Origin of the sequence: Marinoscillum pacificum, from assembly GCF_024714495.1 — a bacterium.
GTDB classification, from domain to species: Bacteria; Bacteroidota; Bacteroidia; order Cytophagales; family Cyclobacteriaceae; genus Marinoscillum; species Marinoscillum pacificum.
On sequence record NZ_JAMZMJ010000004.1, the window covers coordinates 62302 to 83687 of the forward strand.

Genomic DNA, 21386 nt, shown 5'->3' on the forward strand with positions numbered 1-21386 from the left:
AAAATAGTATGATTTTTCACATATAATTTATGACCAAAACAATAATTGTAGATAATTAAACACTCGCCTGTGAAAAAAAGTTTTTATCCTATGTCATACAAGGTTGGAATAATTGGTTCAGGAATTGCCGGAATAGCAACGTCTATCAGGCTTGCAGTGAAAGGACATCAGGTAGAAGTTTTTGAAGCGTCAGCACATCCTGGAGGCAAACTTTCAGAAATTCAAGTAGGCAATTACCGATTTGATGCAGGACCATCGCTGTTTACTCTACCTGATCTGGTTGATGAGTTATTTACCCTGGCAGGAGAAAATCCTAAAAAACATTTCGATTACGATCAACTGGATATTAATTGTCAGTATTTTTTTCCTGATGGCACCAACTTGACCGCTTTCGCTGACCTTGATAAGTTTGGTAATGAAATTCAACAGAAATTAGGTGAGTCTCCTCAATCACTAAAAAAAGCTGTAAAAAATAGCACTTTACTCTATGAAAGTTTGAGTGACTTATTCATGTTTAGCTCGCTTCAGGATATTAAGACATTTATTTCAAAAGCGGCATTTAACGCTTATTTAAAAATCCCAAGGCTTGGCTTCTTCAACACAATGAATGGTGCCAACAAAAAACTCTTTTCTGATCCGCGGCTGGTACAGTTGTTTAATCGATATGCTACATATAATGGATCCTCTCCTTACAAAACGCCTGCTACGATGAATATCATTCCACACCTCGAAATGTCATTAGGAGCTTATTTCCCAAAAGGAGGAATGTACGCCATTACCAAATCTTTAGTGGAACTAGCCAAGCGTCAAGGGGTAGTTTTTCATTTTAATTCTCCGGTTCAGGAAATCTGTATTGACAACAAGAAAGCAACCGGACTGGAAGTCGCAGGTAGAAAAATCCAGTTCGACAGAGTGGTGTCTAACATGGACATTGTGAATTCCTATAAGAAATTGATGCCCTCCATTAAAGCTCCTGAATTCCTTTTAAAGCAACCTAAATCCAGCTCAGCCCTTATCTTTTATTGGGGAATCAAAAAGAAGTTTAAAGAACTTGATGTTCATAACATTTTCTTTTCAGGAGATTACCAGAGCGAATTTCAGCACTTATTTGACACCAAATCTATCTATCATGACCCCACAGTATATGTGCACATATCCTCTAAAAAAGAGAGCCAAGACGCTCCTGAATATGGAGAGAATTGGTTTACCATGATCAATGTCCCAAACAACACAGGGCAAAACTGGGAAAAGCTGATAGCGGACGCAAGAAAGAATATTGTACAAAAACTTACTTATCAGCTTAACCAACCGATAGCTGAGCTAATTGAGTGCGAAGAAATCTTGGATCCGCGATTAATAGAATCAAAGACCAGTTCTGCATTAGGTGCGTTATATGGCAATAGCTCTAACAATCTATTCGCTGCATTTTTGAGACATGCCAACAAAAGTCGCAGAATAAAAGGACTCTATTTCTGTGGAGGAAGTGTTCATCCAGGAGGAGGCATTCCTATGAGTCTTTCGTCAGCAAAAATCGTAGATAAGTACTTTAGTTAATAGCAATCTCTTCTGGAAGGAGAGCTACATAACTCTCATAGATAGCCAATATGGTAGACACGTAAGTTACCGGTTCTATCCCTCTGCAATAGCCAAACTGCACTACTTCATCATTGTAGTATTTGCTATTTGATTTCTTCAGAAGAAATTCACTGACTTCACTCCAATTTTGTGGATCGCCTCCGTATTTATTGGTCAACCTAATAGCATCTACCACATGACCATGCCCAACATTATAGGCCGCCAACACAAACTTTGTTTTCTGCTTCGGATCCTCCACGTAATCATCAAAATAATCCTGAAGCCACTTCAGGTGCATAGTTCCTGCAAATAAGTTTTCCGCTGGATCAATGAGGTTTTTAATTCCATACTCATCGGCTGTTGCAGGCAGTAACTGTAGCAAGCCGATAGCTCCAGCCCATGACTCGTTCGTTGGGTCAAATTTTGACTCCTTATAAATCTGAGCAGCCAGCAATCTCCAATCCCAATCAAGCGTATCCGCGTTCTGCTGGATAAGTGAATCATACGGAGACAATTTTCCTCCACCAGTAGAAAAATATTCACTCCTGGTTCGCAATAGAGCACTTTTTCTACTCTTGAAATACTTGTTATATATGGTATAATAGTCTACATCTTTACGCATTTCCAATATCCAGGAATTAAGCGTTTCCAGTAGATCAGGAGCATTCTTCCGAACACCCCAGGCTATTTGAGTGGGGAAACTTACTGCGGTCTCCACATCTAAGTTTGGATGATAAGTAGCATTAACTAATGCTACATCTTCTTCTGCCACAGTAAAGTCTATATCTCCATCTGCTACTTTGCGAATGATTGCCTCTGTTTCTACATCTGGATTATCTTGAATGATAATGATATCTCCTCCTATTTCATCAGACAGGTTTCTTAATCGTTCAAGGTAAGATGAATGATGTCGTACAACTACCTCCTTCCCGATTAAGTCAACAGGATTCCTAATCAATGCAGCTTCAATTTCATGGAGTTTCATATCTCTCCAACTCGCAGGCTTTCGCTGCACCAAAACCATCTTGACCAAGTTATGATAGTGTGTGAAAGCTATCCGCTTTTTACGCTCTTTGGTAACCGTGAGATTGTAAGCTAGGATGTCACCATCTCCATTGTTTAGCTTATTGAAGCCTTCTTCCAGGCTCGGTGTGATATTAATTCTTAGTTCTACACCCAGTGATTTAGCAAAGACTTTCAACAGATCATATTCATAACCCATTGTCTTACCTCTATAGATAAAAAGTCCTGTGGAACTATTATCCATTATTGCGGTGATATATCCACGCTCTTTTATCTCTTTAAGATCGAGATGAACGACCTCTTCAGGTGGTTCTTCTTCTACATCAGAAGAAGTTCTACTACTACTTGTGGAGGTGCAGCCGTAGTTGAGCAGACCGCTTCCTATCAATAAAATAAAAGTAATGGCAAGATGGCTTTTGAAATTCATGCACAATCAAGTTGTTGCTAACTCAAAATATACACAAAATAAACCGAACAAGTTTATTGAAGAACAACTTGTGGATCCATCATACGGATTGCTGCAGTCTTAATCGCTTCAGCATCATACCCGCATTCGTGATATATTTCATCTTGCTCACCATGTTCTACCACTCTATCAGGAATTCCCAGACGAACTATTTTAGATTGATAGCCATGATCTGCCATGAATTCAAGAATAGCAGAGCCAAAACCTCCAGGCAAGCAACCATCCTCAACTGTTAACACACGATTATGCTTAGTAAATACTTCATGTAACAAGGCTTCATCCAATGGCTTAACAAATCGCATGTCGTAATGAGAAACTTGCATTCCTTCTGACTCCAACATTTCACATGCTTTAGTTGCGTAATTACCAATGTGGCCAATGGTGAGAATTGCTAGATCTTCACCAGATCTCAACTTTCGTCCCGTACCTACTTCAAGTTTTTCCAATGGTGTTTGCCATTCCGGCATCACACCTTTTCCACGAGGATAACGGATAGTAAACGGGCCATTATATTCACTCGCAGTATACATAAGGTTTCTTAGCTCTTGCTCGTTCATTGGAGCTGCCACCACCATATGAGGTATACATCTCATGTAGGCAATGTCATAAGCACCATGATGCGTTGGCCCATCAGCACCGGCAATTCCAGCTCTGTCTAAACAGAAAACAACCGGCAACTTTTGAATAGCCACATCATGAATCACCTGATCATAGGCGCGCTGCATGAATGAACTATAAATATTGCAGAATGGCACCATTCCTTGAGTTGCCAATCCAGCAGAAAAAGTAACTGCATGCTGCTCTGCTATCCCGACATCAAAAGCTCTGTCTGGCATTTCCTTCATCATAATGTTCAATGAAGACCCAGAAGGCATTGCTGGTGTTACCCCAAGAATTCGCTCATTTTTCTTCGCTAATTCTACAATGGTATGACCAAATACATCCTGATATTTAGGTGCTTGAGGTTCAGTAGGAACAGACTTTCTGATTTCACCGGTTATCTTATCAAACTTACCTGGAGCATGCCATTTTGTTTGATCCTCTTCAGCTAGTTTATATCCTTTACCTTTTTTTGTAATACAGTGCAGGATTTTAGGACCAGGGATGTCTTTCAAGTCATTTAGCACGTGTACCAAATGATTCACATCATGACCATCTACCGGACCAAAGTATCTTAAATTCAATGACTCAAACATATTGCTTTGTTTGAGCAAGAATGATTTTAGGCTATTCTCAAATTTGCCAACTATTTCCTGAGCGTTCGGGCCAAACTTGGAGATCTTACCCAAGACTTTCCAAACATCATCACGCAACTTATTATAAGTATGAGAAGTGGTAATGTCTGTTAGATAGTCTTTAAGTGCCCCAACATTAGGATCGATAGACATGCAGTTATCATTCAGGATAATCAGCAAGTTTTTGTTGCTATCTCCTGCATGATTCATTGCTTCAAATGCCATACCACCAGTCATCGCTCCATCACCAATTACAGCAATATGCTGGCGCTGAGTTTCTCCCTTTTGTGCAGAACCATAGGCCATACCAAGTGCCGCTGATATAGATGTAGAAGAATGCCCTACTCCAAATGCATCATACTCACTTTCTGATCTTTTAGGGAACCCAGATAGCCCTCCATACAATCTATTTGTATGGAATTGCTCCTTACGCCCTGTAAGTATTTTGTGACCATAAGCTTGGTGCCCAACATCCCAAATCAATTGATCATCTGGCGTATTGAAGACATAATGCAAGGCCACAGTCAACTCTACTACACCTAGACTAGCTCCAAAATGCCCTCCATATATAGATACATGGTCAATAATATACTCACGAAGTTCCTCGCTAACCTGAGTCAATTGATTTTGACTTAGCTTTTTAAGGTCATCTGGAGTGTTTATTTGAGAGAGTAATTTACCTTGACTAATCTTCATAATTCCGTGTAGTTGGGGAACGAATGATCAACGAATGTACCACCTAAATGTTTAAATACGACTCAAGTTGTCATTTAATTATTCCGCAAAACTACTACTTTTTGCAGATTACTTTTAAGACTTTATTGTAGCTTTGAAGTTACTGTGAGTGAGAAAAATACATCCAACACCTACGAGATAAAGCTTCCGTTATTTGAGGGGCCTTTTGATCTTCTCTTGTTCTTCATAGAGCGAGATGAGTTGGATATCTATGACATCCCGATTGCCAAAGTAACTTCTGATTTTCTCGAATACATTCATCAGCTGGAAAGTATGAATGTGGAAGTAGCTAGTGAGTTCATCCTCGTAGCAGCTACATTGATGCGAATAAAAGCAAAAATGCTCCTTCCAAGACCTGTGTTAGACGAAGAAGGCAATGAAATAGATCCAAGGGAGGAATTAGTGCGTCACCTTTTAGAGTATAAACGCTACAAGTCAGTCATTGGACAACTCAACAAGCTTGAAGAAGAACGTCTAGACCGAGAAAAGAGGGGCAACTTGATGAAAGAAATCAAGAAACTTTCTCAAACAGTAGATGTAGAAGCTGAATTGCAGGATTTGGATCTCTACAAACTAATGAAGGTTTTTCAAAAGGTGATTAAACGGTATGAGTTTGAAAAAACCAAACCTACTCACCAGGTAGTTCAGTACCCTTACACCATTTCTGGCCAGAAAGATCACGTGATGGATTTGCTAAGAAAGAGTAGCAATAGGAGAATAGCCTTTAGTAAAATGGTGGAAGATAATCCTGAGAAAATTCTTGTGATCTATAATTTCCTGGCTATTCTTGAATTACTCCAACTTAACCTAATCACTCTTCATATAGGTGAAGGTTTCAATAACTTCTGGGTAGAAGAGCTGGATAATGAAAAAGTCTCGGAGTAATACCCACGAGACTTTCCAAATTCTTTGATTTCTTCTTGTAATTAGAAACGCTCAGTTTGAGCGAAGAAGAATGATCCTTCGATAGCAGCGTTCTCGTCAGAGTCAGAACCGTGAACAGCATTCGCTTCGATAGACTTAGCAAACATTTTTCTGATAGTTCCTTCAGCAGCTTCAGCAGGATTAGTAGCACCAATCAATTTTCTGAAATCTTCTACTGCATTGTCTTTTTCAAGAATCATAGCGATGATTGGACCTGATGACATGTATTTTACAAGATCACCGTAAAATGGTCTTTCCTTATGCACAGCATAGAAAGCACCTGCATTCTCAGCAGTAAGTTTCGTCAATTTTGCTGCATTGATTTTAAAACCAGCTTCCTCAATCATTTTGATAATCGCACCACTGTTACCAGCTTCGTAAGCATCTGGCTTGATCATCGTGAAGGTCTTATTACCTGCCATTTAGTTTGTTATTTATTTGATATCTTAAAAACGGGGGCAAAAATAACCATTAAATTAATCAAGCCCAGCGTTTACCTCATTTTGTATTTACTTGATTTATTGTGAGTTTTGCGATTCACTAATAGCCACGGTGAGGCAGAATTAGTTCAATGAAGGATATAAACGCTTTAAAAGCATTTCTAGATACACCTAAAAAGGTAATCATCACAACGCATTCCAATCCGGATGCCGATGCATTAGGTTCTTCTTTAGGACTCTACCATTTCCTAAAAGGAAGAGGGCATGATGTAGATGTGATTACACCTACGGACTACCCCCAGTTTTTGCACTGGATGCAGGGAAACGAGGAAGTTATTGTATATGATGACACCAAGGCTGATCGAATCAAAACAATGATCAATCAAACCGATTTGATTTGTTGTTTAGATTTTAACGGCATGGGACGAATCAAAAGCCTTGGCCCATTGGTGGCTCAATCTCCAGCTAAGAAGCTATTGGTAGATCACCATTTGAATCCAGAAGAGTTTGCTGATTTCGAATTATGGGACAAAACAGCTGCAGCTACTGCAGAGCTGATCTATGATTTGATTTTGCTCCTTGATGGAAAAGAAGAGATAACCGTAGGTATCGCTGAAGCATTGTACGCAGGAATCATGACTGATACCGGCTCATTCAAACACAACTCCACCTCTGCTAAAATTCACAGAACTGTTGCAGAACTGATGGATATAGGTGTAGATATCAATAGAGTAAGTCGTTTGATCTATGACACGAATTCTTTGAATCGTTTAAGGTTCATTGGGTATGCATTGATGGAGAAATTGGTTGTAGATGCAGAAAATAAGGTAGCTTACTTTGTGATCAATGCAGAAGAGCATGAACGTTTTCATCTTAAGTCTGGAGATACAGAAGGCTTGGTGAATTATGCCCTTTCTATTCAAGGTATTCATATTGCTGCCATCATTATGGAACGAAATGGCGAAGTAAAAATGTCATTCCGTTCAGTAGGCAACCATGCAGTGAACGATTTTGCATCGCAGTATTTTAGTGGCGGGGGACATAAAAATGCCGCTGGTGGGATATCGGATCTTCCATTAGATGAAACCGTAGAGAAATTCAAATCCTTAATCCCAAATTTTCAATAGAACATTTATAAAATAGAAATAATGAGAAAAATCTGGATAGCAATCCTAGCCGTAGCAGTATTTGCTTGTGGAGAAAATCATGACTTTGTAACTGAATCAGGTGTAGAAGTAGCATGTATTAGAAAAGGAGAAGGTGGAGCCTTCATCAAGGACTCAGTTCTTCTTTTGAACTTGAAAATCACTACAGAAACCGGTCAAGTTTTGATTGAAAACGAAGGTCAGCCAATGCCTCTTCTTTTTAATCCAGAAATGGCTGCTGGTCACCTTCAAGATGTATTGAATAAGATGACTGTTGGAGATAGTGTTTATTTCCAAACATCTGCAGAAAATTTATTCCAGGAGACTTACAAAGCACCTCTTCCTGATTCAATTGCAGCAGATAGCAAAGTAAATATTTCTCTGAGTGCTATTGATCAGATGAGCAGAGAGGCTTACGGAGCTTACCAAATGGAGCAACAACAGAAAATGATGTCCGGACAGATAGAAAAGGACGCTAAAATCATCGAGGAGTATCTAGCTGAAAATGGTATTGATGCACGGCAAGGAGAAGATGGTTTGAGATATGTAATTACTCAAGATGGCAACGGAACTTTTGCTGATAAAGGAGACAAAGTGTTTGTCAACTACGTTGGTAGAGTAATCAATGGAGAATACTTTGACACGAACATGGAAGACGTTGCGAAAGAAAAAGGGATCTGGACTCAACAACGCGCAGATTACGGATATAATGAATTTGATGTAACTATTGGCCAAAGAAGAGTAATACAGGGATGGGAACAAGGAATTCCGCTTATACCAGAAGGAGGTAAAGGCACGTTATACATTCCAAGCTCGTTAGGATATGGACCTAGAGGTTCTGGAGCTAAAATTCCACCTAACAGTGTATTAGTATTTGACGTAGAAGTACTGAAAATAGAAAAACAATAATAAATAAAGGGATAAAAGATGCGTAGTGTATTGAATTGGAAGATTACCACATTGGTATTCATAGTTGGAACTCTCCTGCAGGCGTGTGGAGATGATGGCATCATAGATATCCCAAGCTCAGAAGATCAGTTAACAAGTGATATTGCTGAAATCGAAGATTATTTATCAACAAAAGGTTACACAGAAGTTGACACTACAGATTCGGAAGTGCGGTATGTTATTCTGAATGAAGGATCGGGAGAATTAATAGAACTAAACGATATAATCACATTACATTATACAGCACGTTTGTTGGATGACCAACTGGTCATTTCCACTATTGATTCGGTCATCGAGAATCACAATAACGTACAACCAGATTCTACAACATTATTGACAAAAGATGTCCCACTTGTCTTCACTCACACTTCCAGTGGATGGGGTATGGCATCAGCCACTTCGGTCTCTGGACTAGCTGATGGAGGCACTGCTGCCTTGTTAAAAATCAATGTTGGTGGATCAGCCAAAATCCTGGTTCCTTCCCTTTTTGCTGGGGGTGAACTTAATAGCCTCAGGTTTAGTGGGTCTATACCAATTGTGTTTGACATTTATCCGGTTAATGTGCGTAAACAATGACGGTATATTTCGCAACTCATAATCAGAACAAAGTAAAAGAAATAGCGAAGCTCCTGCCGAAAGGCATGGAGCTTCGTAGTTTAGATGACCTGGGACTTCATGAAGACATTCCAGAAACAGCTAATACAATTGAAGGCAACTCTCTGATGAAAACGGAATATGTTTTTAACAAACACGGAGTTGCTTGCTTTGGCGATGACACGGGATTAGAAGTAGACGCATTAAATGGTGAACCTGGTGTTTTTTCTGCCAGATACGCAGGGCCTCAAAAAAATAGTGAGGACAACATGCATTTGCTACTGTCTAAACTAGAAGGCTCTCAAAGTAGATCCGCACGTTTCAAAACGGTGATCACTTTTATTGATGAAGAGGGCACTTCTACTCAATTTACAGGAATAGCTGAGGGCACTATTACACTTAAAAAATCAGGAAATGAAGGATTTGGTTATGACCCAATCTTTCAACCGGAAGGATATAGCATTACCTTTGCAGAAATGTCTGCAGAAGAGAAAAACAAAATCTCCCACAGAGGCAAAGCTTTTACCCAGTTAGTAAATTTCTTGAATAACAAATGAACAAGCCCATAACCGTTGGGATCACAGGAGGTAGTGGTTCTGGAAAGACTCTTTTCTTAAAACGACTGATGCAGTCTTTTGAACCGCATGAAGCAAGTCTTTTGTCTCTTGACAATTACTACAAACCACGAAATGAACAACCGAAGGATGATCAAGGCATTGAAAACTTTGATATGCCTGAATCTCTTGATCGAATTCGTTTCTCTGAAGACCTAAAGAGGTTAAAATCCGGACAAGACATCACTATTCAGGAATATACTTTTAATAATGATAAAAGAACTCCTGAAATAATCGTCATTAAATCAACACCAATCATTGTAGTAGAAGGAATATTTACGTTTTACTATGATGAAATCAATAGCTTGTTAGACTTCAAAATATTCATAGAAGCTCCTGATTATTTAATGTTGACAAGAAGAATCACAAGAGACGCTGAAGAACGAGGCTACGATTTAAGTGATGTATTGTATCGATTCCAGCATCATGTGACACCTTCTTTCAAGAAATACATTGAGCCACTAAAGCATGATGCGGATGTAATTATTCCAAATCATAACGGCTTTGCAACCGCTTTAGACGTTGTTATCACCTATCTCAAAAATCAACTAAAAGAATAATTTTCACATTCTTTAGGTAATTAATTGTATTTCAGTAGTTTTGTCGCGCTTTGAAACAGAGCAGAAACAAAATATCGACCCTTACTTTCATCATGGCTACCTTGATGGGATTGCTAGTAGGAATCACTTCCATTACAGTGAGTTCTTCGCCACTCCCTATAGCCATTCAGCAAAATGCTGACACAGAAAAAAGTGATGAATCAAAGGAGTCAGATGTTTCTTTGAAAGCTTTTGATGCGATTACTTCAAGTGTACAGGTAAGTCTGGAGCAATCATTCATATTGATTGATGTGCTTCCCGATCTGGAAGAGGTAAAAGAAGAATATTCTGAAGTTGTCGAAAACTTTCCTTCTCCAAACAAAGCGCTCAAAATACTATTTCGTAGGATCATTTCCCCAAATGCTCCATAAGTAGTATTCCTACTCTCAATTACACAAACAACTTCATTTATTAACCATTTTCCTCCACCTAACCGTGCTCAGGAAAACATTTCATTTTTAAAAACTTACTAAAATCATGAAAAACAAAGGATTTGTAGTACTATTAACCATAGTCATTTCCTTGCTGTGTATTTATTACTTGTCGTTCACATTTGTAGCACAATCTATCCAGAAAGAAGCTACAGCAGCGACAACTTCAAGTGATGGCAGCATCGATTTCGCTGAAAAGCAACGTTATTTGGACTCTATTTGGAATGAGCCTGTTTACAATCTTCTTGGAATGGAATACACTTTCCAGGATATAAAAGAAACAGAACTTAACCTTGGTCTTGACCTTCAAGGCGGTATGCACGTGACCCTCGAAGTATCTCCAATAGATATTTTGAAAGGACTTAGTGGCAACAATCAGGATCCTGATTTCCAGGCAGCTTTAGTAGAGGCTAAAGAAAACATCAAAGGAACTCAAACTAATTATGTAGATGAGTTCTACAGTGTATTTCAGGGTAAAGCTCCAGACAAATCTTTAGCATTCATCTTTTCTAATGCTAGCAACAGAGGCAGAATCAGCCTAAACTCATCAGATAGTGAAGTTTTAGACATCATCAAAACAGAAGTTGATGGAGCTATTGACAGATCATTCAATATCCTAAGAACACGTATCGATAGGTTCGGTACTTCTCAACCAAACATCCAGAAATTAGAAGGTACTGGTAGAATCCAAATAGAACTACCAGGTGTGGACAACCCTGAAAGAGTTAGAAAACTTCTTCAAGGTGTTGCAAAACTAGAATTCTGGGAAGTTTACGACCTGAATGAAATCTCTCCAACACTTCAGGCAATCAATGACTTGTTGGTGAAGGATCAAAAAAATAACCTTGCTGCAGAATCACTAACGGATGACTCAGAAACATCTCAATCAAGCGACGATCTATCTGATCTACTAACAGAAGACGATGGTACTGATGCTGCTGACAGCCTAACTGCTGAAGAAGATCTATCTGAGGAAGATGCTGCTTTGGACTCTGCTCTAAACAGCCAAGTATCTCCATTATTTACACTGATCAAAAGCCAAATGGGATTGATCTATGATGTAAAAGATACGGCTAAAATCAACAGAATCTTTGAAAGAGAGGATGTACAAGCACTTATTCCATCTAACATGAAGTTCTTGTGGTCAGTAAAAGCCATCAAGAATGATGCGGTAAATGCTCCTGAGTTATTACAGCTTCATGCTATAAAAACTACTAGAACAGGAAAAGCACCTCTAACTGGTGAAGTAATCACCGATGCAAGACAAGACCTAGATCAAAGATCTCAACCTGCCATCAGCATGCAAATGAACGCTGCAGGTGCTAAAGCATGGAAAAGGCTTACAGGAAACAATATTGGAAGAAGTATTGCCATAGTACTTGATAACTATGTTTACTCCGCACCAAATGTAGAAGGTGAAATTCCTAACGGAAACTCTTCTATCACTGGTAACTTCACACTTGATGAAGCTAAAGATTTAGCAAACATTCTTAAAGCTGGTGCTCTGCCTGCTCCTACTACTATTGTAGAAGATGTGGTAATCGGACCAACACTAGGAGAGGTTGCTAGAAACCAAGGTTTGATATCAATCATCGCTGGTTTAGCTATCGTAATCATCTTCATGGTTATCTACTATGCTAAAGGTGGTTTGATTGCAAACGTTGCATTGTTCTTCAACATCTTTTTCATCCTTGGTATTCTTGCTCAGCTAAGTGCTGCATTGACTCTTCCAGGTATTGCTGGTATTGTATTAACAATCGGTATGTCGATTGATGCGAACGTTCTAATTTTCGAGAGAATTAAAGAAGAACTTAGAAATGGTTCTGGACTTAAAGCTGCAATCAGCAGTGGTTATGACAAAGCATTCAGCTCTATTATAGATGCTAACGTTACGACATTCATCACAGGGTTCTTCCTATACACATTAGGACAAGGACCAGTAAAAGGTTTTGCGATTACATTGATGATCGGTATTGCATGTTCATTCTTCAGTGCAGTATTCATCACAAGAGTTATTACGGAAGCATTCTCTAAGAAGGGTGACAAAGCGAAACTTTCTTTCGCAAACGCATTCTCAAGAAATGCGCTTACTGGCATGAACTACGACTTCATCAGCAAGAGAAAAATGGCTTACATTTTCAGTGGTTCATTCATCACTGTAGGTCTTATCGCGATGTTGATCAACGGATTGACATTAGGAGTTGATTTCAAAGGTGGTCGTTCTTATGTTGTTTCATTAAATGAGGCAGTTCCTCCATCAGAGTTGAAAGCCGCTATTACTCCATTCTTCGAGAACTCAGGAAGTGAAGTAAAAACGTACGGTGCTAACAATGTACTGAAAGTAACCACTCCTTACTTGATTGAAGATGAAACGGATGTAGCAGATGCTAAAGTGAAAGAGGCTTTGATCAAAGGAGTTTCTTCAATGGGCTTAACATACTCTGATCAAACAACTGCACCAGATGCTGGCGAGTTTATTATCAGTAGTTCATCGAAAGTAGGTGCAACAATTGCTGACGACATCAAAAACTCATCTTATGAATCAGCGCTATTTGCCTTGATTAGTATATTCATCTACATCTTGATTAGATTCCGTAAGTGGCAGTTTGGTCTTGGTGCTATTGTTGCACTATTCCACGATACATTGTTCGTACTATCTGCATTTGCGATTGCAGGTCTAGTTGGAGTGTCATTTGAGGTTGATCAGGTATTCGTTGCAGCGATTCTTACAATCATTGGTTACTCAATTAACGATACCGTGGTTGTGTTTGATAGAATTCGTGAAAACCTTGGAATCAAAACGGGTACTGAGAAGAAAAAAGTATTCAACGAATCACTTAACAGCACTATTAGCCGTACGTTGATCACTTCAATTACTACTTTGATTGTAGTATTGGTATTGTTCATCTTTGGTGGTGCAGCATTGAAAGGATTCTCGTTTGCTCTTCTTGTAGGTATCTTAATTGGTACTTACTCCTCTATCTTCATTGCAACTCCGGTTGTAATTGACCTGGATGGTTCGAAGAAGGATTAAGAATTTTTAGAAATACTAAGAAGCCTAGTTGAAAATCAGCTAGGCTTTTTTTTTGCTTAAAATCCTATATCATCAGATAATTGTTAAATTTATGGAAACTCATTTCTGAATGAAATCAAAGGTGTACAACAAACCTTTTTTATACCTCTCTATCATAGTTGCAGTATTCATCGTACTGATACTGTTAGATCAAGTTTTCGGCTTCCATTATGAACCTGTAGAATACAAACTTGCCGAAACTGAAGAGGACCACTCACCAACCATTGAACATGATAAAGACACCACTTCTGAGTTTAGCTCTTTCCAACATGAGGCTGTTGATGATGAAAAAATCGAACTAGCAGAAAAAGGTGAACATAGTGACGCAGCAAATGCCCCAGTAGAAAAGGAAACAAAGCCAGACGCTACTTCCAACAATTCCACCCCGAAAGATTATTTCGCGTCACTTATCAAATCCTATAAACAAAACACGCTAAGTAAGCTTGAGAAAAATAAAGCCCGTACCGATATTGTTATCCGGTATTATCATCATGAGCCAGACGGCAACAGCGCCTATGCTTTAGGAAACCTGGGATACTATATTCACGAAAGAGAGGTTTCACCTGAATATTTGAACTACCAGTCAAATGCCATATTCTATGGTGATAGCGTGTCATTAACGGACTTGCAAATTGTGTCCTACACACTACTAGAAGAAGGCCTACCGATTAAGATTATTAAGCCCTCCAAATTCCATGATTCATGGAAGGCCCATTCTATTGAAATCGGTACGGACACCACAGCTTTAAACAAGCCTACCGTTACTTTCTCACAAATTCAGGCATTGACCTTATAATGTTAAAAAACATTAATTGAGGTAATAAGAGAAGTTTTCTGCCCACCTTTGGAAGGTGAATAAACTGCTACTATCTCTTTTAATATCTCTGTCTGCATTGGCCATGGCACAAGGCCAAAATGTGACCGGAGAATTATTGGATTCGATTTCTAATGAACCTGTCCAGTTTGCTCATGTCCAAAACATCACTGCCAAAAAGGGAACTCTGACCAACCAATTTGGTCAATTCAAAATACCTGCTAGCATTGGTGATACTATAGCCTTTTCCATTGTTGGATACCAACAAATTGGTTGGGAGGTAAAAGCAACTTGGCTAGAAGAAAAAATAACGCTTAAGCTTCCAAAAGACACGGTGTTGCTCGATGAGGTATTGATTTCAGATATGCCTACAGAAGCCGAGTTCAAACGACAAATGCTCAATCATCAACCTAAAGACACAGGATTTTGGTACCATGGCATGGCGCCACCGAAACCTCGAGATGACTCTCCTTTATCTGAGTCACAAGTCAATAATCCTCTGTTCGCTATCACTCAACCTGCAGATTTTCTTTATGAGAAGTTCAGCAAACAAGCCAAGGAAAAAAGAAAGTATCACCAAATCACCCAAAAAGAATCTATTACCTATCGGGTAAATCAGAAGTTCACTCGTGATTTTGTGCAAAATGTCACTGGATTAGAAGGAGATGAATTAACCAGCTTCATCTATTTCTGTGATTATTCTCTAGACTACCTCGATCGGACACCATTATATCTCATTCGGGAAGACTTACTAGCTCAACTTGATAAATTCCAAAATCAGCACCCAGGATAAGCTCAATTTTTACTATTTCTAAATTTTAACAGCCTCCGATTGTTGATTTTAAAATTAACCACGTATCTTGGTGGTTGATGAGAAAAGCTATTTCCATATTTTTCCTTTCGCTATTCCTCCTTTATCAAGTGGGATACCTGGGGTATTATTGGTTTAGCGCTCATCAAATCAATGAGAAATGGATGAGTCATGTAGAAGTAACTCCCGACATGAAGCATGTATCCATTCCGATCGAATTACCTTATTGGACCAACCAATCTGAGTACAGAATTACACACGGAAAAATCAATATCAATGGCGAGCTGTATCGAAAAGTGATGCAGAAGTATGAAAACAATGCCATTCATTTGATCGTGGCAAAGGATTCTGATACTGAAAAACTAAATCAGTCTATTTCTGATTGGGTGAAAGCCATGTCGGATAGTGAGCAATCTTCATCTGATAATGGTAAAGCTGATTTGTTAAAGTCTATCAAGGATTATATTCCCAGAACAAGTTTATCTGAATTCAATAGCATCGCTCACAATAATGCAATTGATCAGCCATTTACAGTCAGTGACGAAAAAATGCTCCCTAGCATAATAACTGACACTCATACGCCTCCTCCACAGGCGTAATCCACTTCACTTATCATTTTTCACTGAATTATTGAGCATAGGCTCAATGCGTCTTATCGATGCTGGCCCATCTCAATTTGTTTCAGTCATTTTTTCAAACCAACAAAACTTATGAAACTATTTTTCACTAAGGCATTTGGTGCACTATGCATCATTGCTTTATCGTACAATCTATCTTTAGGTCAAGGCTGTGTGGCTATTCGCTCAGGTTGCGGAGCCAATATCGGTGGAGGATCAATTCTGCAAAAAAATCAATGGTTAGCAGGCACCAATCTGCGCTATTTCCACTCATTCAAACATTTTAGAGGCAAACACGAAGAAACTTACAGAGTAGAGGAAGGGTCAGAGGTCATCAATGACTCATTTTTTCTCGATTTCCTGATTAGCTACGGCATCAGTGATCGATGGTCGGCCAATGTCACCCTTCCTTTTGTTTATCACAACAGATCATCTATGTATGAGCACGGGGGCAACCCTAAGACTGACGATTTAACCACTCCAGAGAACGAATTTTGGGCTGGAGATCGCAACACTACATCAAGTAAAGGACTGTCTGATCTAAGGTTCGGCTTGAGCTACTGGTTATTCCAACCTACATCCAGCAGCAACATTTCAATAGGTTTAGGCATGAAGTTGCCAACTGGCAATTACAGATATCAAGACACTTTTTACAATCAGGGGAACAATAAAGATCAAGAAATCTTTTCTGGTGTTGATCAGTCCATCCAACCTGGAGATGGTGGAGTCGGCGTTACGTTTGAATTGCAAGGTTTTCACCCGCTTACAGATAATATCATCCTAAGCGGAAACTTCTATTACCTATCAAACCCAAGAGAATATTACACGCTGGAAACGCGTGGCAGATCAAGAGATTTCTCAGTTCCAGATCAATATGCTGCTCGTTTAGGATTACTCGCGATGCTTCCAGTTCACGGTCTATTTTTCTACGGTGGAGCCAGACTAGAAGGTGTTCCATCTAGCGATTTAATTGGAGGAGATGAAGGATTCCGAAGACCAGGCTATGCTTATTCACTAGAACCTGGAATCTCCTATAACATTCGAAATAGTTCTTTCAACCTTACTGTACCAATTGCCATAGAAAGAAATCGAGTTAAAAGCTTTTCTGATAAAGAATCAGGTGGACATGGAGATGCAGCATTTGCTGATTACCTAATCAATTTTAGTTACATCATAAAAATAGGAAAGGCTGGTTCAAACCTTAAAACCCTATCGTTTCCAATTGACGATACCAACAACTAATCAAGTAAGACTCTATTAAAATACTATACTACAATTTGTTCTAACTCACCATCCATCCATTTCAGATGGGTGGTGATTGCTAAAACCAACCGAAATCAGCTAGTTCAATGCAAAAAAATCAAATCATTTTCATGTTCTTACTTTCCATCACATTCTCCGCTTTATCACAAAGCAATGCGCAAGATAGTGTTTGGATGATAGAGCTTGAAGCGATTTCAATAGAAAACACCACTTCGAAAGATCAGCTGCCAGAACTTTTAGGAACCAACCTATATGCCGGCAAAAAGACCGATTTACTCACACTGAATGGTAGTGAAAACTTATCTCAAAATCTGGGAAGAATGATCTTCGCAAAAATCCCAGGGATCAATCTTTGGGACATGGACGGTGCCGGCACTCAACTCAATATCAGCACTAGAGGAACCGACGCACATCGAAGCATCGAAATGAACATGCGTCAAAATGGCTACAACACCAATTCAGACATGTTTGGCTATCCTGAAAATCACTATACCGTAGCTATGCAGGGTGTTAAACAGATCCAACTCGTTCGAGGATCTGCCGCTCTGCAGTTTGGGAGTCAGTTCGGAGGAATGATGAATTACGTCATGAAAACCGGCAATCCCAATAAAGTATTTGAGGTAGAAAGCGAACAAACCTATGGCTCCAATAATTTTTTCAACTCTTTTAACTCTATAGGTGGAACAATGGGCAAGGTCAGTTACTATGCCTTCTATGACGACCGCCAAGGTGATGGCTGGCGACCAAACTCAGCTTTTCATTATAAGTCGTGGTATACCAATTTCAAGTATCAGTTCAATCCTAAAGCAAGTCTTGCTTTTCAGTTTTCAAGAATGCACTACGAACAACAAATTGGAGGTGGTTTAACTGACAAAATGTTCAAGGAAAACCCTCTTCTATCCAATAGAACAAGAAACTTCTTTAGCCCAACGATCAACATTCCTGCAGTAATTCTTAACTATCAACTCTCTGCAAATACGAAACTGGAAGTCACTACCAATGGAATCTGGGGAGACAGAAGCAGTGTACAATTCATCAACACTCCGAATGTTGAAGACACTTTCAATACTGATATTGGCAGCTACAATGCTAGACAGGTAGACAGAGATTTCTATGCAGGTTTTACTACTGAGGCAAGAATCCTCCATCACTACTCACTTGGAAAAGTGAATTCAACTTTGGCCGGAGGTATTAGATACTTTAATGAAACGACCAAAAGGAGACAGAAAGGAAAAGGCACAACTGGTAGCGACCTTACCTTTGACTTAACTGGGAATTATGGAGTTGATCTACGTTTTCACACGATTAACTACGCTGTTTTCGCTGAGAATGTATTCCACCTAAACCAAAAGCTTTCGGTGACACCAGGTTTCAGATATGAGATGATCCAATCAGATTTGACAGGAGTCATTGAAAACCGGTCAGTAGATGTGGATTATAGTGGAAATCGCACATTCCCACTTTTCGGAATAGGCATGGAATATAAAATCCATAAAAACTCAGAAATCTATGGGAATGCATCGGAAGCCTATCGTCCTTACCTCTACTCTCAAATTACTCCTTCAAATCAAATTGCTAAGATTGATCCTAACCTGACCGATAGTAAAGGGTACAACATAGACTTAGGTTATCGTGGCCATTTTGGAAATAAACTGAATTTTGATATCAGTGGTTTCTACCAATACTACGGAGATAGAATTGGCAACCTCAATATTGTCAATGAAGATAATTCCAGCTATTTGTTCACAACCAATGTAGGAAACTCTGTCGCTATTGGTTTAGAATCCTATATGGAATTGTCTTTGATAGGTTCTGCCAATCAATCCTTTGAACTTTCTCTTTTCAATTCACTGGCTTATACACATGCACGCTACCTAAGTGGTCACCTAAATCAAAATGGAGAAAATCAAGATCTAAAAGGCAACCATGTGGAAGGCGTTCCAGATTGGATCAATAGGGCCGGACTTGATATCAGATTTATAACATTTAGCTCAAGGCTTCAATTCACACACATCAGTGAAAAATACAATGATGCCAACAACACGTTATTTGACCCTGTGGGCACAAGTGGACTCATTCCGTCCTATTCAATTACTGATTGGTCATTTAAATGGAAAATATTTGACCATTACCATTTCTCAGGTGGTGTCAACAACCTGATGAACGCAAAATATTTTAGTCGTAGAATACCATTCTACCCGGGACCGGGAATCCTCCCAGGAGATGGAAGGACATTCTACCTGACTTTAGGAGTAAAACTTTAACTCCTCAAAACACTATACTATACGTTTCTAAACTTAAACCCTGTTGCTATCGGCAGCAGGGTTTTTCTTTTGAACAATAAAAAACCCTGACGAATGCTCGCCAGGGCTGGGTTTATATCTTTCAACTAGATTACTTAGCTACCACAACCAACGCACTCAATTTCCTGGTTCATTGGTTTAGTGCCATTTGCCTGCATTTTCAAATTGTGGATCTTGTCTCTGATATCCATATCCTGAAACATGTCACCTGTTAATTGTCCCTCAAGAGTTGCGATCTCTTGTTCTAGTTGTTCTTTTGTCATGTTGAAGAAGGTTTATTTGTAGCTTTAATTTATTAAATCATTTTCAATATCTCGGGGAGATCAAGGTAAAAAACTCAACATCTCCTTAAATTGTTCATCAAAATCACAATTGATAACGGAAGTGTTGCGTCATAATGAATGACACACTTCAAGAATAAACACCATTACTTTATCATAATTATGGCCTTTTGTAAAGCCAGGTTATTCGGATAAGTTACCTTTTGTCCATCGTCATTCTTTATGATGATCGAGAACATATTCAGATCAAAAACAATTCCCTCAATTGAATTATCTCCATCAACAATTCTGATTCGATCACCAATGCGGTATGGGAAATAAAAGAACAGAAGAATAGCCGAAGTTATATTACTAAGTAAAGACCAGGAAGCAAATAGTGCTACTCCAGCCACTGTAAAGAAGGATAGAAAATAAACTGACAATCCCTCAAAAGAAATATCCCAGGTCAGCCCTAGAATCATTAATACAAATATTAGGAGTACAAACCGAAAGTATTTGACTGTATAAATTACTCTTGGTAGGGCTATCTCCATTTTCTTACCATATCTCTTGATGAACTTCTCAATGATCTTGATGAGTATCAAATAGAACAATACAACCATCCCGGAAATCAACAATTGCAAGGTTCGGTCGTCTACAGATTTCAAATACTCAATCACATTCATAGCTATCAAAAATTTTCACAAAGCTAGTTCGAGAAATTTCAGATTGGAACTTCAGCATTCATATTTATGCAATAGGCAAGTAAAAGATTCGTTGAATACGAAACAGGTGATTCATGAATGTTTTCTGAATCAAAAAATTAAAGCTCGTTGTTCGACGAGCTTTTCCATTTATTCTACCTCAAAAGAATCCATACTCCGGAGGTTTGATGTTATTGATACGAATGTAAAGATTGGCTTTTGCTCTGTGGTTTGTCAAATGATCTTGCACAAAATAAATAGTCATGTAACGCTTCAGCATTTCTCCATTAAAGGCCTTCACTTCTTCCTTCATTTGCGCATCTGACAGACTACAAAATAATTCTGACGCCTTTTTGAAATTGCCTTTAAGATAAGCGACGATCTCAGCTTTGCTTTTATCGGACATATCTGGCTCATCATAGTCAAACTCGCTATCCTGAGTAAAATAGTCCATGAGAAAATAGCTCGTGTATCCCAAATGAATCAATTGCTGTCTAAAAGTCATACTGGAATCGTTGGGCTTGAAATCATAGAGATTTTCAGGCATCGCTTCAGCCACCTGAATAGCAATGTTTGTAGACGTGTTCCAGACAGGCAAAAAGTCCTTGGCAAACTCAGATTTGGGTTCAGTTTGAGCGGACACATTCCACGTCAAAGACAGAAGGGTAAGAAGGGTTAGGAAGTGTTTCATCATTTAGTATTGGTTTTCTATAGTTAATATACTTAAAACCATTGACACAAGTATATCATCCTACAATCCAAAAAAATCTCCAACAACGTTATTACACAAAAAAGCCGAGACTCTCATCTCG

General features: G+C 39.0%; 20 protein-coding genes. 14 read left to right on the forward strand and 6 right to left on the reverse strand.

What is annotated here, in order from left to right; genetic code table 11:
• The first annotated feature begins 90 nt into the window (after positions 1–90).
• Positions 91–1554: a 1-hydroxycarotenoid 3,4-desaturase CrtD gene (gene crtD, locus NXS00_RS11530; protein WP_258099354.1), complete on the forward strand. Its 1464-nt coding sequence runs from the start codon at positions 91–93 to the stop codon at positions 1552–1554.
• Here the strand turns inward: crtD and NXS00_RS11535 are convergent.
• Entirely contained in the window at positions 1547–3025 is a 1479-nt protein-coding gene (locus NXS00_RS11535) for an MltF family protein (RefSeq protein WP_258099355.1), read from the reverse strand. The genes crtD and NXS00_RS11535 overlap by 8 nt on opposite strands.
• A 53-nt stretch (positions 3026–3078) precedes the next feature.
• Positions 3079–4995, reverse strand: a complete 1917-nt coding sequence (gene dxs / locus NXS00_RS11540) for a 1-deoxy-D-xylulose-5-phosphate synthase (protein ID WP_258099356.1) — start codon at positions 4993–4995, stop codon at positions 3079–3081.
• Between the two features lie 144 nt (positions 4996–5139).
• Here dxs and NXS00_RS11545 point away from each other — a divergent pair, with 144 nt between their 5' ends.
• Positions 5140–5919, forward strand: coding sequence for a segregation and condensation protein A (locus NXS00_RS11545; protein WP_258099357.1), 780 nt, complete (start codon positions 5140–5142; stop codon positions 5917–5919).
• A gap of 41 nt (positions 5920–5960) precedes the next feature.
• Here NXS00_RS11545 and NXS00_RS11550 read toward each other — a convergent pair whose 3' ends face one another.
• A complete protein-coding gene (locus tag NXS00_RS11550; protein ID WP_258099358.1) occupies positions 5961–6380 on the reverse strand; it encodes a nucleoside-diphosphate kinase in 420 nt (139 codons plus the stop codon).
• 149 nt (positions 6381–6529) lie between these two features.
• On the opposite strand from NXS00_RS11550, the gene NXS00_RS11555 reads away from it, so the two are divergent.
• The 12 genes from NXS00_RS11555 to NXS00_RS11610 all read left to right on the forward strand — a co-directional run bounded on the left by NXS00_RS11555 (position 6530) and on the right by NXS00_RS11610 (position 19571).
• A complete protein-coding gene (locus NXS00_RS11555; protein ID WP_258099359.1) occupies positions 6530–7525 on the forward strand; it encodes a DHH family phosphoesterase in 996 nt (331 codons plus the stop codon).
• Positions 7526–7546: 21 nt separating this feature from the next.
• Positions 7547–8452, forward strand: coding sequence for an FKBP-type peptidyl-prolyl cis-trans isomerase (locus NXS00_RS11560; protein WP_258099360.1), 906 nt, complete (start codon positions 7547–7549; stop codon positions 8450–8452).
• 18 nt (positions 8453–8470) lie between these two features.
• Positions 8471–9067: an FKBP-type peptidyl-prolyl cis-trans isomerase gene (locus NXS00_RS11565; protein WP_258099361.1), complete on the forward strand. Its 597-nt coding sequence runs from the start codon at positions 8471–8473 to the stop codon at positions 9065–9067.
• Positions 9064–9642 carry a non-canonical purine NTP diphosphatase gene (locus NXS00_RS11570; RefSeq protein WP_258099362.1) on the forward strand — a complete coding sequence of 193 codons (579 nt, stop codon included), beginning with the start codon at positions 9064–9066 and terminating at the stop codon, positions 9640–9642. The genes NXS00_RS11565 and NXS00_RS11570 overlap by 4 nt, the downstream gene beginning before the upstream one ends.
• Positions 9639–10259 (forward strand): uridine kinase, encoded by a 621-nt coding sequence (udk, locus tag NXS00_RS11575; protein ID WP_258099363.1) that lies wholly within the window; start codon positions 9639–9641, stop codon positions 10257–10259. Before NXS00_RS11570 ends, udk begins: the two co-directional genes overlap by 4 nt.
• 92 nt (positions 10260–10351) lie before the next feature.
• Positions 10352–10669 carry a hypothetical protein gene (locus NXS00_RS11580; RefSeq protein ID WP_258099364.1) on the forward strand — a complete coding sequence of 106 codons (318 nt, stop codon included), beginning with the start codon at positions 10352–10354 and terminating at the stop codon, positions 10667–10669.
• A 106-nt stretch (positions 10670–10775) separates the two neighbouring features.
• On the forward strand, positions 10776–13763 hold the full coding sequence (gene secDF, locus NXS00_RS11585) for a protein translocase subunit SecDF (protein ID WP_258099365.1): 2988 nt from the start codon (positions 10776–10778) through the stop codon (positions 13761–13763).
• A 109-nt stretch (positions 13764–13872) separates the two neighbouring features.
• Complete coding sequence (locus tag NXS00_RS11590; protein ID WP_258099366.1) at positions 13873–14598, forward strand: hypothetical protein; 726 nt, start codon at positions 13873–13875, stop codon at positions 14596–14598.
• 55 nt (positions 14599–14653) lie between these two features.
• Positions 14654–15409: a carboxypeptidase-like regulatory domain-containing protein gene (locus tag NXS00_RS11595; RefSeq protein ID WP_258099367.1), complete on the forward strand. Its 756-nt coding sequence runs from the start codon at positions 14654–14656 to the stop codon at positions 15407–15409.
• 77 nt (positions 15410–15486) lie between these two features.
• Positions 15487–16026: a hypothetical protein gene (locus NXS00_RS11600; protein WP_258099368.1), complete on the forward strand. Its 540-nt coding sequence runs from the start codon at positions 15487–15489 to the stop codon at positions 16024–16026.
• A 111-nt stretch (positions 16027–16137) separates the two neighbouring features.
• Positions 16138–17286 (forward strand): transporter, encoded by a 1149-nt coding sequence (locus NXS00_RS11605; RefSeq protein WP_258099369.1) that lies wholly within the window; start codon positions 16138–16140, stop codon positions 17284–17286.
• Between the two features lie 107 nt (positions 17287–17393).
• Positions 17394–19571 (forward strand): TonB-dependent receptor family protein, encoded by a 2178-nt coding sequence (locus NXS00_RS11610; protein WP_258099370.1) that lies wholly within the window; start codon positions 17394–17396, stop codon positions 19569–19571.
• Between the two features lie 134 nt (positions 19572–19705).
• On the opposite strand, the gene NXS00_RS11615 is transcribed toward NXS00_RS11610, so the two are convergent.
• From NXS00_RS11615 to NXS00_RS11625, 3 genes are all read right to left on the reverse strand, one after another.
• On the reverse strand, positions 19706–19873 hold the full coding sequence (locus NXS00_RS11615) for a hypothetical protein (RefSeq protein WP_258099371.1): 168 nt from the start codon (positions 19871–19873) through the stop codon (positions 19706–19708).
• Between the two features lie 164 nt (positions 19874–20037).
• The gene (locus tag NXS00_RS11620; RefSeq protein ID WP_258099372.1) at positions 20038–20556 is read right to left on the reverse strand and encodes a mechanosensitive ion channel domain-containing protein; all 519 of its coding nucleotides are present in this window, start codon (positions 20554–20556) and stop codon (positions 20038–20040) included.
• Between the two features lie 178 nt (positions 20557–20734).
• Positions 20735–21268, reverse strand: a complete 534-nt coding sequence (locus tag NXS00_RS11625; protein ID WP_258099373.1) for a DinB family protein — start codon at positions 21266–21268, stop codon at positions 20735–20737.
• Positions 21269–21386: the final 118 nt, after the last annotated feature.

What these genes read in the sequence shown, in the direction of transcription:
- crtD (WP_258099354.1), top strand. Translation starts at nt 91, where the DNA reads ATGTCATACAAGGTTGGAATAATTGGTTCAGGAATTGCCGGAATAGCA.
- NXS00_RS11560 (WP_258099360.1), top strand. Translation starts at nt 7,547, where the DNA reads ATGAGAAAAATCTGGATAGCAATCCTAGCCGTAGCAGTATTTGCTTGT.
- NXS00_RS11565 (WP_258099361.1), top strand. Translation starts at nt 8,471, where the DNA reads ATGCGTAGTGTATTGAATTGGAAGATTACCACATTGGTATTCATAGTT.
- NXS00_RS11580 (WP_258099364.1), top strand. Translation starts at nt 10,352, where the DNA reads ATGGCTACCTTGATGGGATTGCTAGTAGGAATCACTTCCATTACAGTG.
- udk (WP_258099363.1), top strand. Translation starts at nt 9,639, where the DNA reads ATGAACAAGCCCATAACCGTTGGGATCACAGGAGGTAGTGGTTCTGGA.
- NXS00_RS11550 (WP_258099358.1), bottom strand. Translation starts at nt 6,380, where the DNA reads ATGGCAGGTAATAAGACCTTCACGATGATCAAGCCAGATGCTTACGAA.
- NXS00_RS11600 (WP_258099368.1), top strand. Translation starts at nt 15,487, where the DNA reads ATGAGAAAAGCTATTTCCATATTTTTCCTTTCGCTATTCCTCCTTTAT.
- NXS00_RS11615 (WP_258099371.1), bottom strand. Translation starts at nt 19,873, where the DNA reads ATGACAAAAGAACAACTAGAACAAGAGATCGCAACTCTTGAGGGACAA.
- NXS00_RS11590 (WP_258099366.1), top strand. Translation starts at nt 13,873, where the DNA reads ATGAAATCAAAGGTGTACAACAAACCTTTTTTATACCTCTCTATCATA.
- NXS00_RS11555 (WP_258099359.1), top strand. Translation starts at nt 6,530, where the DNA reads ATGAAGGATATAAACGCTTTAAAAGCATTTCTAGATACACCTAAAAAG.
- NXS00_RS11570 (WP_258099362.1), top strand. Translation starts at nt 9,064, where the DNA reads ATGACGGTATATTTCGCAACTCATAATCAGAACAAAGTAAAAGAAATA.
- secDF (WP_258099365.1), top strand. Translation starts at nt 10,776, where the DNA reads ATGAAAAACAAAGGATTTGTAGTACTATTAACCATAGTCATTTCCTTG.
- NXS00_RS11610 (WP_258099370.1), top strand. Translation starts at nt 17,394, where the DNA reads ATGCAAAAAAATCAAATCATTTTCATGTTCTTACTTTCCATCACATTC.
- NXS00_RS11620 (WP_258099372.1), bottom strand. Translation starts at nt 20,556, where the DNA reads ATGAATGTGATTGAGTATTTGAAATCTGTAGACGACCGAACCTTGCAA.
- NXS00_RS11605 (WP_258099369.1), top strand. Translation starts at nt 16,138, where the DNA reads ATGAAACTATTTTTCACTAAGGCATTTGGTGCACTATGCATCATTGCT.
- NXS00_RS11535 (WP_258099355.1), bottom strand. Translation starts at nt 3,025, where the DNA reads ATGAATTTCAAAAGCCATCTTGCCATTACTTTTATTTTATTGATAGGA.
- NXS00_RS11625 (WP_258099373.1), bottom strand. Translation starts at nt 21,268, where the DNA reads ATGATGAAACACTTCCTAACCCTTCTTACCCTTCTGTCTTTGACGTGG.
- dxs (WP_258099356.1), bottom strand. Translation starts at nt 4,995, where the DNA reads ATGAAGATTAGTCAAGGTAAATTACTCTCTCAAATAAACACTCCAGAT.